The organism is Stutzerimonas stutzeri KOS6 (assembly GCF_000307775.2).
Taxonomy (GTDB): domain Bacteria; phylum Pseudomonadota; class Gammaproteobacteria; order Pseudomonadales; family Pseudomonadaceae; genus Stutzerimonas; species Stutzerimonas stutzeri_B.
The window spans coordinates 2,098,970-2,112,180 of sequence record NZ_KK020676.1 but is presented as its reverse complement, the minus strand read 5'-3'; the positions used below and the strand labels follow the sequence as shown (position 1 = coordinate 2,112,180).

The following is a 13,211-nucleotide window of genomic DNA, read 5'->3' as shown; positions in this document are numbered from 1 at the left end:
TGCCGGCTACCAAGACGAGTTAGAAAACTCCGCCAAGGTTGACCGCGTCAAGCGCTCCAGAAATTGCATCAGATCTCTTACCGAATCGATCGCGAGCTCTACGTTTCCAGCAATGATTGCTTCAAGTACCCGGCTATGGCAGTCAGCGCCTTCATCGAAGGCTTTGTTCTGTTGGATGTTCTGATACCAGAAGCGCCTGGATTGCGCATGGCTCGCAGCCATGACATTGGTCAACATTCCGTTGTGTGCGGCTTGTACTTCCTTCTCATGGATCTGTCTGTTGATTCGCAGGTAATTGATCACATCACCTTCCGCTGCCGCATTTCGAATGTTCTTGCTCAGCTCGCTCAGGCCGCGGCGTTCTTCGTCGGAGGCGCGTAGCGCTGCACAGCGGGCAACTAACTCTTCAAGAGGACGGCGAACCTCCAATAGTTCCAACTGTTGCCGAATATCCGTCCCACAAACCATGGTTCCTCGACGAGGCTGCATCTCCACAAAGCCAATCTGCCGAAGTCGCTGCAAGGCTTCGCGAATTGGAGTGCGCCCCATTTTCAGCTCGGCGCTCAGCTGTAACTCGGAAACCATGGTATTGGGCGGTAGTTGACGAGTAACAATCATTTCCTCCAGCCGTTCAAAGGCGACATCAACCAAGCGGACGTCTAGCGGTGTGGTGCTGCCAGTTTGTTGCTCTTCGCTGCTATCCATCGATTGCATCCATCCGATCATTACGTTCTTGACGAGTGATTCTATGACGATTATAACTGTCGGCAGCTGACATATCAGGAGGCGACAGTGGAAACAAAAATAACAGATCATCGTCCGGCAGAGCGCATTTCCTGCGACGTACTGGTTGTGGGGGGTGGAGCTGCAGGTCTCGCCGCCGCGGTTACTGCAGCGCGACAAGGCTGTCGGGTTGTAACGGTGGGCTAGAGGTTGCTTACACGCTATATGGCCAAGGAGTTCGGTGATCGACGTATACGGGCCAATGCGGTTTCCCCTGGAGCGATTCGAACCGAGTTGGGCGGCGGGCTCAATGATGAGTTCGAGGCGATGCTGGCTGCGCAAACGGCGCTGGGCAGGGTCGGTGAGCCCGAAGATGTGGCTCGGATCATCGTCATGCTGCTGGCGGAAGAGGGCGCGTGGATCAACGCGCAGAGCATTGAAGTCGCGGGCGGCTACATCATCTGATCAATCGAGGGACTTGCCATGCTGGATCACATTTTTCTGTCTGTGAGCGACATCGAGCGCTCCATCCGTTTCTACGAAGCGGCCTTGGTGCCGCTGGGTATCACCGCGCGTCTGGATTACGACGGCAAGGACGGCCCACCTGGGCATCCAGACCTGAAAGGCTTCGGCGCCAACGGCCGCATGTTTTTCTGGCTGCGCAAGGGTGACGTTGATAGCCGCGCCGTGCATGTCGGTTTTGTCGCAAACAGCAAAGCCCAGGTCGAAGCCTCCTATGCGGCCGCGCTGGCCCATGGCGCGGTCGATAATGGCGCACCGGGCGCACGCCTGCACTACGACCCGAACTACTACGCCGCTAACGTTCTGGATCCAGATGGCTACAGCCTGGAATTCGTCTACAAGAACTGGCAGCACGTCCAATGAAGACCTTAATGATCTATGGCGCAACCGGCTACGTGGGGCGCATGGCAGCCGAGTATGCCGTAGCGCAGGGAATGGAGATTGTCATTGCCGGGCGCAATCACGACAAACTGCGCGTGCTGGCTGCCCAGTTGGACATTCCTTATCGCGTGTTCACGCCTGATGCCCCGACAGCAGATTCCCTTGAAGGGGTCGGCGTGCTGGTGAACTTCGCCGGACCCTTCGTGCAAACCGCCGAAGCCTTGATGCAGGCCTGTATCAAGGCTGGCGTCGACTATCTGGATATCACGGCCGAGATCAATGTGTACCGGCTGGCCGAGCGATTGGGCGCTGAGGCGGCCGACTCAGGCGTGATGCTGCTGCCTGGGGTCGGCTGGGACGTGGTGCCCACAGACTGCCTCGCGGTGCATGTTGCTCGCCGTGTGCAGAATCCGCAGTCGCTTAGCATTGCGCTTCAGGTCGCGGGTTCCATGTCGCGTGGATCGGCCCGCAGTGTTGGCGAAATCATTGGTGCAGGGCTGCTGGCTCGGATTGATGGGCAGCTTGTGGCAACGCCCGATGCGCAACCGCGACACTTCGATTTTGGCGACGGCCTGGAGCTGTGTGCACCGCTGTCTTTTGGCGATCTGGTCACCGGCTGGCACTCCACCGGCATTCCCAACATTGCCATGTTTGTGCATTTCTCCGGCGATCCCTTCCCGCAAGGAGACCTCTCACAGCTTCTCGAGGGCCCGGTCGCGCACCAACGTGAAACTCATCGCGCCCGAGCAGTGGCCGAAGTGACCGGCGCTGACGGCACTGTTGCGCGTTCAGTGATCGAGACCGTCAACGGCTACAGTTACACGCCGCTTGCTGCCGTGGAGGCCGCACGCCGCGTATCGAGTGGTGAGCGACAGCCGGGGTTCGAGACGCCGGCAAAGCTGTTGGGAGCCGGATTCGCCGAGAGCATCGCCGGTACGGTCATTACTGATCTCTGAGTCGCTTGGGAGATAGCGGAAATGCGCTTGCTCAGGCGTCCGTAGCGCTGCCGCTTGCCTCGAACGGCGTAGAAGCTCGGCGGCTCGATGTTCATGACCTCGGCCAGATCGGACAGCCCGATCGCATCGAAGCCATGCGGGTGAAGCAGGGCCTGTGCGACGGCTATGCCTTGCTAGCGGTCGAAGGCAGGGCGGCGCTGCCGGGTTTTTCGTTCATTTCGTCGTCTCCGCATTAACCTGGCTGGCTCCTGAAACGACTACGCGGCGCGGTTGGCACCGCCGCTCGGTGTTGATGGAGACCTTACGAACTTGCCGGGTGACCGGCATTTTATGGAGTTACTGATGAGCAACTTTGCTGGTTCGGCAATTGATCACGTGGGCATCGGTGTTTCGGACATTTTGTATGCGCGCGCATTCTACGAGCGGGCACTTGAACCGCTGGGGATCACATTGATGATGAGCATTGAGGCCGATTCCCCTCGATCGACGCCTCGGCGATTGGGGTTCGGTTCCGCAGGAAAGCCATTCCTCTGGCTGCATGCCGCTCCCGTCCCCAGCCACGGGGCGCATATAGCGCTGATCGCGCAAAGTCATGAGGCGGTCGACGCGTTCCATGCGGCTGCGATGGCCGCTGGCGGGCAGGACAACGGGGCGCCGGGCATCAGGCCTCGTTACCATTCCGGTTATTACGCGGCCTATGTACTGGCGCCTGACGGGGTGAATTTGGAAGCCGTTTGCCAAGCGACAGCCTGAGCACCGCCGAGCGTGTCAGAACCATTCGTACAATTGCTGGGCAAGCTAAGTTGAGGCACACCACGAGCACCCGGTGGGTGCTTTGATTCAAACAGGACGCCAACGAGGAAGGTAGCCGAAAGGGCATACGCATCGAACGGGCCAAAAGAGCAACCATCGACCCCTTACCGAATCGGTAACCGGGCTTGGTTGCGAGGTCAGTAATTGAGCCGTAGGGTCGAATTTACTCGACCATTCATAAACTGTGGCCGGCTCGGCTTCGGGACCAGGGTGCGTTCGGTGTCGAGGTAGGCCAGACGGCCTTCCTGTCTGGCAGGATCTTACGCTTAGGCTCTGTACGCAAAGTGCCTGCGCTCGGTGATGCTTCGTTAAAAACGGTTCGGAATGTTCATTTACAGCACGTAAACTCCGCTTCCTCACCCGTTTTTGCCTCGCCTGACCTTCGCTCGACGACTTTTCGTACAGAACCTAGGAGCTTGAACTCAGTCAGGGTCAGCTCCAGCTTCTGCGCCTGACCAGCGACCTGCACGCTGGCTGAGTGGCTGTCCAGGGTCGATCTGGAATGCACCGACGCGCAGCACCTGCGAGACGGCGGGGGCACTGGCCCGTGTACGCCGCAATACGGCCTGCACCCGCGCCACGACCTCGGCCGGGTTGAAGGGTTTTACCACGTAGTCGTCGGCGCCCAGGCGCCAACCGGGCAGATATATTGATCGATGTTGCTCGCATGTTCTGCAAGCTGGTGCGACGCATGCACTTTTAACAGAAGCGAAAGTGCGCATTTCAGTAGAACTGCAATTACTGAACTCGTATACGCACAAAGCCGCAACTGTGCGTTCGTGTATTGTGCTGATAAAAGCAAATACGCTTTTACGTTTTTGTCTGAATACAGGCGGGAAGTTGATCTACCGTGGCGCCTTCTGGTTATCCGCTCGTGGTCGTGTTAGTTTGCCCGACGGTATAACGCCTGGCCAATTATGTCTTATGGCTTTGAAGAGGAAAATGATGAGCAAGATCGCCGAGTACAAACGCCTTGAAGCCCAACTTGCCGAGCAACTCGCGGCGCTGGACAAGCTCAAGATCGATGGCCAACTGAAACGGGAAATGGAGTTTGAAGACAAGCTCAACGCCCTGATCAGCGAGTACGGTTTCAATGCCCGTACCGTCCTCGATATCCTCGACCCAACGTCGGCCGAAGATGTAGCGCCTGTCAGCCGCCGCCGTGCCCGTGAAACCAAGACCTATACCAACCCGCACACCGCTGAGGTGGTCGAGACCAAGGGAGGTAACCACAAAGTCCTCAGTGCCTGGAAAAAGCAGTACGGCGCCGAGGCGGTGAAGTCCTGGGTCGCCTGAACGAAATTTCCTGCTAGTTTGCCAACAGTTGCTCCTGACGCAGGCCAACTTGCTTGGCCTGCGCCGCCATGCTGGCGATAAAGTCGATTAGCCTATCGAGAGCCGTCAATTCCGCGGCCGGCAGTTGGTCCTTCATTCCGAGCAACTTGATGGTTGCCTCGTCCCGACGCTGTCGCGACGAGTACTCGATGTTGATCAGCTCATTGATCATCGTCTGCACCAGAACCTATGACCTGTTGCAAGTGATCGAGGAGGGCGGCGGCCCCTGGAGCGTTGGCCTGGCCAAGGAGCCGGGAGCTGACGAATCGGCTGCATTGCACTAAACGATGCATTCATGTCGAGAAAGGGGCAGGTAAGGATGTACGGCATTACCGCCATTACGCATTACAACGGCGCCAAGGCGTGGCGCGTCACGCTTTATCGCGCCGGCGCCAAGCAGGTCGAGAAGGAATTCCCGTTTCTTTCGCATGGCGGAGAGCTACAGGCCCTGGCGAAGGCCCAAGCCTATAGAGATGAGCAAATGCTGCTCCACCCACCTCAGCTGAGTCGAGAGGTAAGGCAGCGGTTGCGCCAGACCAATACGAGTGGCCATGCCGGGGTATCGCGCTACCGAATCGGCAAGCATTGGTATTGGGTCGCCCAGACCAAACGGCGCGATGGCAAGCCCCTGAAGAAGTCGTTCCGAATCGATCGCTACGGCGAGGACCAGAGTCAGTATGCCCAGCTGCTCGCGGATGAACGTCTCGACACCGACGCCCTTGGCAAGTGCCCGCAACCCCCTGCCTGAAACTTTGAATCCGGTCGTATTTCTCGGACGTTTTCTCGCCAAACGTGAATTGGTTCGGCGGTGCGCAAGAATTCGCCAGTGCTTTGCCGATAGCCTCCGCGCCTGGAACGAACGCCGGGCTGGCGCTTCGCCGCCCGACGCAAGGAAGCAGAGGAAACAGGATGTTCTCATCGGCCAACCAGAAACAGTTCGCGCTCAAGATTCTCGGCATCAGCCATGACTTCCAAGTCCTGTCGTTCAAGGGGCGCGAAGGCATCAACAGCCCCTACGCATTCGATATCGAGCTGATCAGCGATCGTCCGGACTTCGACTACCCTGCGCTGCGCGACGTGCCCGCATTCCTGGAGATCGACTCGGGCGGGACGGGGTTCCACGGGCTGCTCTATAGCGCGGCTCAGGGCGAATCCGGCCGCCGCATGACACGGTATCGGGTCACGCTCGTACCGCAACTGCAATACCTGGCGCACCGCCACAATCAGCGCATCTTCCAGCACCAGAACGTACCGGACATCATTGCCGCGGTGCTCAAGGATCACGGCATTCTCTCGGATCAGTACCGATTCAAACTCTCGGTCACATATGAGCCGCGCGAGTACTGCGTCCAGTACGACGAGAGCGATCTGCACTTCGTTAATCGCCTGTGCGAGGAAGAGGGGATCCATTACCACTTCGAGCACGCCGCGACCGAGCATGTGCTGGTGTTTGGCGACGACCAGACGAGCTTCGCCCGACTGCCCGATGCGCCCTACCAGCAGGACAGCGGGATGGTGGCCGACCACCGTGTGGTTCGCGCGTTCTCGGCCCAGTCCAACACCCGCACCTCGCGCGTCACGCGGCGAGACTACAACTTCGAAACGCCTCGCCTGCTGATGGAGGCCACCCACAAGGGCGACGCTTCGCGCGATCTGGAGGATTACGACTATCCCGGTCGCTTTGCCGATCGCGCCCGAGGCAAGCACCTGAGTCACCGCGCCGTCGAGCGTCACCGCGCAGACCACCATGTGGCGGACGGGCGGAGCGATATTACCGGCCTGGTCTGCGGCCACTTCATGCCCCTCACCGAACATCCTCGGGCCGACTGGAACGACCTCTGGCTGCTGACCGAACTGGTCCATGAGGGCAGGCAGCCTCAGGTCCTGGAGGAGTCCATAACCTCGGCCGACGAGGGCGACCCCGATTTCCAGCAGGGCTACCGCAACTTTTTCGTCGCAACGCCCTGGAGCGTGAATCATCGCCCCGCGCTGCGCCATCCGAAGCGCGTTATCAGCGGCAGCCAGACCGCGGTCGTGACCGGTCCGCATGGCGAGGAGATCCACTGCGATCAGTACGGTAGGGTTCGTGTCCAGTTCCATTGGGATCGGCAGGGCCAGGGCGATGACAAGACCAGCTGCTGGTTGCGTGTGTCGAGCAGCTGGGCCGGTGGGCGCTATGGCGGGATCGCCATACCGCGGGTGGGCATGGAGGTGCTCGTCAGTTTCCTCGAAGGTGACCCGGATCAGCCGCTGATCACCGGCTGTCTGTACCACGCGGTCAACGAGGTGCCGTATGAACTGCCGGCCCACAAGACGCGCACGGTGTTCAAGACGCTGAGTTCTCCAGGCGGTGGCGGCTATAACGAACTGCGCATCGAGGACCGCAAGGGCGAGGAGCAGATCTACATCCACGCCCAGCGTGACTGGGACGAAAACATCGAGCACGACCAGCACGTCCGCGTCGGGAATGAGAGACACGATACGGTCGAAGCCAACAGCTACACCGAGCTACGCAAGGAAGAGCACCGTACGACCTTCCTGGATCGCAGGGTCGAGCTCAAGGCCAACGATCACCTGACGGTGGCCAAGGCCCAGCACACCAGGATCGGTACCGGGCAGTACGTCAGCGTCGGCAAGGAGTTTCATCTCTCGACGGGGCAGAAGGTCGTGATCGACGCCGGCGCGGAGCTGACGATCCAGGCAGGCGGCAGCTTTATCAAGCTCGATCCGGGCGGCGTCACCATTGTCGGCCCCCAGGTCAAGATCAACTCGGGCGGCGCCCCGGGGCGGGGGCCGGGTGCCCACCCCGTCCGGCCGGGCAACAGCGAGGCCGTCGACCCTGGCATCGGCCCCGGCACGACGGTCGATTTCTATCGCACCCAGTCGCTGGCCGGCCACCTGCTCGTCGAAAAGAACTGCAGCCTGTGCACGCAGGGCACCTGCGAGGTACATCACTATGCGTGACGTCTCGCCGATCCGCCCGATCCCCATGCCGTTCGATGAGTCCGGGGCGCTTGCCGGCGCTCGTCGGTTCGCCATCCTCGACGGTGCGTTCGACGAGGATCTGGCCATGCAGATCTATCTCAAGGCCAATGACGGCCTGCCGACGTGGCACCCATTGGTCATCGACACACCCTACGCCGACCTCTACAAGGCCAGCCCGTGCCTCGTCCTGTGCGAAGACCATCCGGCGCTGATGGACTATGCGTCGGCCATGCTTGGCCAGCTGGACGCAGGCTGTGTGCTGTGGCTGGAGGAGGGCATCCATCCCGATCAGGCGGCTGCGCACTGCCGCAGCCTGCTCAGTGCACGTGACGAGCGCAACCAGCAACGCATGTTCCGCTTCTATGAGCCGCGCTGGCTCGAGCCGATGTTCTCGGTCATATCGCAAGATGAGGCGCACGATTTCCTGGGACCATTCTCGGCCATTGCCTGGCGCAACGAGCGCGGCTGGCGCCAGGTTTCCCGCGCGGGTACCTGGAGCGGCGAGATCAAGGAGCACGGCTGGTTCTGGCTCGACGGCGAGCGCCAGGCCCAGCTCGGCCAGGCGCGCTTGCCGTTGATCGCCGCCCGGCTCGCAAGCGACTACCAGCCGTATCACCCCGCTGCCACCGAGGAGCGCGTGCTCGAGGCCCTGCTGCAGGCGAGCACGTGGGGCTACGACGACCTGGCATCCCAGGAGCGATGGCTGAGACTGGAGCTTCAGGCGCCGGCCGGCTCGCTTTCCTCGGACCGCGCCCAACAGATTCTTACCCGCCCGGACCTGGCCAAGGGCGAGAAGCTCGACGAGCTCGAGCGCACGACTGCATAAGGAACATGCACCATGACCACCACTAGCTACCTCGTCCGCGCGGGCGACACGCTCGGCTCGATCGCCAAGGCCCACGGCACGAGCCCCGCCGATATCCAGGCGGCCAACCCCATTATCCAGGACCGGGACAGGATCCAGGCTGGCTGGAAGTTGAGCATTCCGGGGTCCGGTCAAACGTCCGCCTCCGCGAACATGACTGCCGCAACGCCCATCCAGGAGCAAAAGACCACCGACCTGCCACCACCGCAACATGCTGGCGACTGCAGCAGTTCGTCGGTCAAGGGCGCACCGCCGTGTTCGGACGAAGTGCTGGATGTGGTGCACTTCACCGGAGACGGCAACCAGCTATTCGTGCTCACCGAAGCCCAATCGCGCGAACTGAAAACCGAGGTCGATCGCGTCCATGCGCTGATGGACGAGTTCCACGGCATCGTCGCCGCGGCCACCGGTGGGCAATGCCTGAAGACGGCGGCCAACCCCGAGGCTGCCTGTTCCTGTGCGGCCTGCAAGAAGCGGGAGTGGGCCAAGAAGGCGGAGGAGGCCGGATTGCTCGAACTAAAGCCGGTCCTGCCGCCACCAGCGGTGCCGGATGCGAGGGAGGCAGCAATCCAGGCGCAGATTGCCGAGCTGCAGCAAGCCCGCGACTTCTTCCAGGAGTACGGCAGGCTTGCGGCGCTCCGGCACGGCCATATTCATAACTCGGTTGAGAACAACTGGCGCACCCTGTGTGCAAGAAAGGTCGCTCAGATCGAAGCGGAGATTGCAGCACTGCAGGCAAAGTTGCCCGCGAGCACGGGGCCCAAAGATTCCGAGACCTTTGCCGGCGGCGGCAAACCGGATGCAAACAGCGCCTACTCGCGAAGCCGTTCGGTTGAGACCGGCCGCGGGAGCGCCACGCGCCACGGCATCCGGGAAGTCATCATCTTCAGCAGGCCGGACCGCCGCTACTACGTGTCTGCCCGTTTCATGGAGCGCGTTACGACGAGGTGGAACTACAAGCTCAACACCCAAGTCATGCGCGAGAAGCCCTTCGGTCCGGCGCTGGCCAGGGAGCTGATGGACGAGATCAAGAAGCAGATTGGTGAAAGCGCCAAGGCCGGGCCGCTGGGCAAGCTCGAAGGCAAGCTGTCGCTCTGGAAATCCCAGGACGACAACCTGCTCAACACGCTGCACCAGGAGCTCTACAAGTACGAGTCCACGCAGCGCGACAATGACCAGTTCGCCCTGTCTGCCGAGGCACACGCGCTTCGCTTTGCCGCCAGCGCCAGTGCCGGCATCAGGAGTTTCAATCCGAAGAAGGGCGAGATCGACGTCGGGGTCAAATGCGAGGCGGCCTTCTCGCTCGCCGAAGGCAAGGTCACAACGACAACCTACTTTCCCAACCGCGCCGGCAGCACGCTGCAGATCAGCTACCGCAATGCGGTCGGCCAGCCTGTAAGGCACTCGTTCGGCAGCTTCCGCCTGAACGGCAGCCTGGAATTGTCCTGCTTCGCGGGCGTCAAGGGCGGTGTCGAGGCGGGCGTAAAGACCGGCAAGGGTGCGGCCGAAGGCCCCTCAGGCGCGCTCGCCTTGCTGGGAACACCGTCGATCGATGCAAGCAAGGCCGGCGGCCGCGCCGGTCTAAAAGCCGAAGGGTTTGCCGGCGCAGAGGCCGGCGGTGCACTGAGTGGTGCCGTCGAATGGCTGCCGCCAGCCGATTTTGGAAAAGGCTCTACCAACCCCGGCGCACTCACCAGTGGCAACTCCAACTGGAACGCGCTGGCGCAGATCAAGGCGGAAGGAAACGTTGCGTTCGGCATTGGCGCCGAAGCGGACTTCGGAATCAGCCTGACGTTGGATCAGTTCTCCCTTCATTGCAAAGCCAACCTGGTCTTCGGACCGGGGGCTGGTGGCGGCTTCGGTACCGTCGTTGACCTAGAGAAGGTATGGGATCTTGTCGTGCTGGTCTGCCAGACCCTGAACGAGATCGAGTATCGCCATATATTAGGCATCGAAAAAGATGCGTTCAGCGCTATTAATCAGTTGCTTTATAGGGCCGCGCTTTCACCGGGGAAAACCGTCGGGCAACTAATGGAGCATGGTGCGCGTGAGTTGAGCACTTGGTGGGCGCGAAGAGAGGCGGGACGTCTTGAGGCAGAATCCCTCACCATATCGATTCTGTCGCATAAGGCCGTACTGCTTGAAGGACGCATGCTGCCGATCGATAGGCTTCCTCCCGAGACCTTGGGTCCTATGCTTTGGATTTTGACCGAAAGCTATATTGGGGTAACCCATAGCCCCCGACAGGAGCAGGCGATCGTCGAGTTGCTATCTAGAATACGCCGTTGGCGGCATATGATCGAAACGCTGGAGCATATGTCGGTAAATGGGAAGAAAGTTGAAGCGACAGATAGCCTAAATCGAATAAACAGTTTCCTGTTGGATAAGCAACAGGATGACTTCAATAACTTTTTAGATGGTCTAGCTGTGCATGGAAAGCCCGCCGTTCCGGCTGCTAGGTATGCTTGGGATACACGACAGTCCATCATGTTTAGCGAAGATAAAGTGCGAATACTGGCTGCAGCAGCTAGGTCACCTGCGTCTTATAGCCGATACGCTTAAGGCGGCAATGGTAGTCAGGGTGGCGTCGCCACCCTGATTTATTCGCTATATGCGTTCACTGAGGTGAACAGCGCACCTGAAGCTATCAGTGAATAAATGCGTGTTCATGGATAGAGCCTGCTTTCTTCTGAGTACGGTATTAGCTGAGATCCAGGGTGTCTCCACGTAATTGGTTCCGCGTGCTACCTTTCCAACTCCTGATTTAGGTCCGATGGGGTTTTTGGACGGAGAGTGTTTGAAGTAATCCGCTTGATACCAATCATTGACTACCTCGGTTGCGCCAGCTGTCATCAGGTACAAACCTAGGGCGTTAGGGGGAAAAGCGTCGACGCGTATTGTCTCGGTATCGTCGTCAGGATAGTTTTTCCCGAGTTTCAGACTTCCGTCGTCCGTCGGATAAAGAATCTTCTCCCCGCGGTTCCTTGCGGCAAACTCCCATTGGGCCTCGGTAGGCAAGTCGACTGGGTAGCCACTAAGGCTGCCGAGCCATTGACAGTAGTCCTTGGCCTCTTGCCATTCCTTAATAGGAGCAGGATGCTTCGGATCAAATAGATATTTGAGACGGTCTCGTTGTCTCAGCTCGGCTAGTACTGGCTCTTTGTTTTGGGTGGCTCGATAGGCGTCGAAGTCGCTCAGCGTCGTTTTCTTCGCGGCCAAATGGTAGCTAGACAGCTCTACCGTATGCGGCGGCGCATCGCCCGTCATGGTGATGTTGCAGAGATTGTCTTCAGGCGCTCCGCACGGCCAGGTGCAGGCCTCGGCGGGGTCGAAATCGCACTTCCATCCGAAGTCACCCATCTCGAAGGTGCCACCCTCGATGAACACCATTTCGTCGAGCGAGCGGACCACTGTGCGTAGCACGTCGTCCTGCTTGTCTTGGGATAGGTCTGGATACTGTGAGTCAATTCGAGCGGCGATTTCGCCGACCTTCGAAGGGGAGAGCTTCTGGCTTTCGGGAAGGTTCGCCGAGCTACAGGATGCCGCCGTAGCGCATCCTATAAACAGGGCTAGTATTCGGGGCTTGTTCATCACATTCGTCCTTGAAACGGCACGTCACAAGGGGCGTAGTCTAGCAAGGAGCGAGGGTGGGGAAGGGCCAGCATGGCTCAAAGTCGGAAGCAACTCACACGGAACATACTCGGAGCTCTCGCGGTTTCATTGCGCAACTTACTACGTGCTTATGGCTGTCCGTGGCTTCGTCATCTCCGACGGAGACAATAGGTCAGAGCTGCTCGCTTCGCTGAACCGCACACCGAAAGCTCTCAGTAAAAAGATGCTTATCGATGTCGAGCGGGCGACTCCGTCGGATCACTGTGTTGGCTGAAAGCCAAGGGGCCTCTATGGAATTCGTCCCTCGAGCCACCTTTGTCGATCCGGCTTCAGGGCCCTGAGGATCCTTGATCGGCGACCGTTGGAAATAATCCTTTGAGTACCAATCATTCACCACCTCCGTGGCAATACCCGACATAGCATAGAGCCCGAGGAGTAGGCGTCGACGCGCTCAGTTAGCATTTTCCCGCCTGGCTTCGCGTAGTTTACGCCGAGCTTCAAGCTTCCGTCGTTCGTGGGGTACAGAACCTTTTCGCCCCCGCTTCGCGCGGCATACTCCCACTGGGCTTCAGTCGGCAAGTCAACAGGATAGCCACTGAGTTCTCCAACCCACTGGCAATAGTCCTTGGCTTCCTGCCATTTCTTTATTGGTGCCGGATTCATTGGGTCGAATAAATGTTTAAGTCGTTCTCGGTCCCGTAGGTCGCTCCGAACCGGTGGCAGGCCCTTCACGGACCGATACAAGTCGAAATCACCCAGCGTAGTCTTCTTCGCAGCGAGGTAATAACTGGAAAGCTCTACGGTATGCAGCGACGCATCGCCCATCATGGTTATGTTACATAACCTGTCTTCAGGCGCTCCGCATGGCCAGGTACAGACCTCGGCGGGGTCGAAATCGCACTTCCATCCGAAGTCACCCATCTCGAAGGTGCCACCCTCGATGAACACCATCTCGTCCATCGAGCGGACCACCACGCGCAGGATATCGTCGCGCCTGGCTTGGGATAGGTCCGGATACT

Annotated in this window: 12 protein-coding genes and 3 pseudogenes; 10 read left to right on the top strand and 5 right to left on the bottom strand. The window is 59.5% G+C overall.

What is annotated here, in order from left to right; translation table 11 throughout:
• Positions 1-6 precede the first annotated feature (6 nt).
• Complete coding sequence (locus tag B597_RS37735) at positions 7-705, bottom strand: GntR family transcriptional regulator (protein WP_192939404.1); 699 nt, start codon at positions 703-705, stop codon at positions 7-9.
• A 99-nt stretch (positions 706-804) separates the two neighbouring features.
• Here B597_RS37735 and B597_RS47080 point away from each other — a divergent pair.
• The 5 genes and pseudogenes from B597_RS47080 to B597_RS37715 all read left to right on the top strand — a co-directional run.
• Positions 805-924, top strand: a pseudogene (locus B597_RS47080) (FAD-dependent oxidoreductase); the annotation flags it as partial.
• Positions 921-1,188 (top strand): annotated as a pseudogene (locus B597_RS0223515) (SDR family NAD(P)-dependent oxidoreductase); the annotation flags it as partial. The pseudogenes B597_RS47080 and B597_RS0223515, both read left to right, overlap by 4 nt.
• A gap of 18 nt (positions 1,189-1,206) precedes the next feature.
• The gene (locus B597_RS37730) at positions 1,207-1,608 is read left to right on the top strand and encodes a VOC family protein (protein ID WP_003293797.1); all 402 of its coding nucleotides are present in this window, start codon (positions 1,207-1,209) and stop codon (positions 1,606-1,608) included.
• Positions 1,605-2,582: a saccharopine dehydrogenase family protein gene (locus B597_RS37725; protein WP_031323541.1), complete on the top strand. Its 978-nt coding sequence runs from the start codon at positions 1,605-1,607 to the stop codon at positions 2,580-2,582. Before B597_RS37730 ends, B597_RS37725 begins: the two co-directional genes overlap by 4 nt.
• Before the next feature lie 342 nt (positions 2,583-2,924).
• Entirely contained in the window at positions 2,925-3,335 is a 411-nt protein-coding gene (locus tag B597_RS37715; RefSeq protein ID WP_003293793.1) for a VOC family protein, read from the top strand.
• A 611-nt stretch (positions 3,336-3,946) separates the two neighbouring features.
• On the opposite strand, the pseudogene B597_RS47380 reads toward B597_RS37715, so the two are convergent.
• Positions 3,947-4,039: pseudogene (locus B597_RS47380) on the bottom strand (DNA-binding response regulator); the annotation flags it as partial.
• 301 nt (positions 4,040-4,340) lie between these two features.
• Here B597_RS47380 and B597_RS37710 point away from each other — a divergent pair.
• Positions 4,341-4,691, top strand: a complete 351-nt coding sequence (locus tag B597_RS37710; protein ID WP_003293792.1) for a histone-like nucleoid-structuring protein, MvaT/MvaU family — start codon at positions 4,341-4,343, stop codon at positions 4,689-4,691.
• Positions 4,692-4,704: 13 nt separating this feature from the next.
• Here B597_RS37710 and B597_RS47070 read toward each other — a convergent pair whose 3' ends face one another.
• The gene (locus B597_RS47070) at positions 4,705-4,902 is read right to left on the bottom strand and encodes a hypothetical protein (protein WP_003293791.1); all 198 of its coding nucleotides are present in this window, start codon (positions 4,900-4,902) and stop codon (positions 4,705-4,707) included.
• Positions 4,903-5,049: 147 nt separating this feature from the next.
• Between B597_RS47070 and B597_RS37705 the strand changes: the two genes are divergently transcribed.
• The 4 genes from B597_RS37705 to B597_RS0223500 all read left to right on the top strand — a co-directional run bounded on the left by B597_RS37705 (position 5,050) and on the right by B597_RS0223500 (position 11,142).
• Positions 5,050-5,478 carry a hypothetical protein gene (locus B597_RS37705; RefSeq protein WP_003293790.1) on the top strand — a complete coding sequence of 143 codons (429 nt, stop codon included), beginning with the start codon at positions 5,050-5,052 and terminating at the stop codon, positions 5,476-5,478.
• 161 nt (positions 5,479-5,639) lie between these two features.
• The gene (gene tssI / locus B597_RS37700) at positions 5,640-7,694 is read left to right on the top strand and encodes a type VI secretion system Vgr family protein (protein ID WP_024162179.1); all 2,055 of its coding nucleotides are present in this window, start codon (positions 5,640-5,642) and stop codon (positions 7,692-7,694) included.
• Positions 7,687-8,541, top strand: coding sequence for a DUF4123 domain-containing protein (locus B597_RS37695; RefSeq protein WP_003293788.1), 855 nt, complete (start codon positions 7,687-7,689; stop codon positions 8,539-8,541). Before tssI ends, B597_RS37695 begins: the two co-directional genes overlap by 8 nt.
• Before the next feature lie 12 nt (positions 8,542-8,553).
• Entirely contained in the window at positions 8,554-11,142 is a 2,589-nt protein-coding gene (locus B597_RS0223500; RefSeq protein ID WP_003293787.1) for a LysM peptidoglycan-binding domain-containing protein, read from the top strand.
• 45 nt (positions 11,143-11,187) lie between these two features.
• On the opposite strand, the gene B597_RS37690 is transcribed toward B597_RS0223500, so the two are convergent.
• Complete coding sequence (locus tag B597_RS37690; RefSeq protein WP_024162178.1) at positions 11,188-12,171, bottom strand: formylglycine-generating enzyme family protein; 984 nt, start codon at positions 12,169-12,171, stop codon at positions 11,188-11,190.
• Positions 12,172-12,582: 411 nt separating this feature from the next.
• Positions 12,583-13,211, bottom strand: a 629-nt coding sequence (locus B597_RS37685; protein ID WP_024162177.1) for a formylglycine-generating enzyme family protein, incomplete at its 5' end; no start/stop codon positions are given.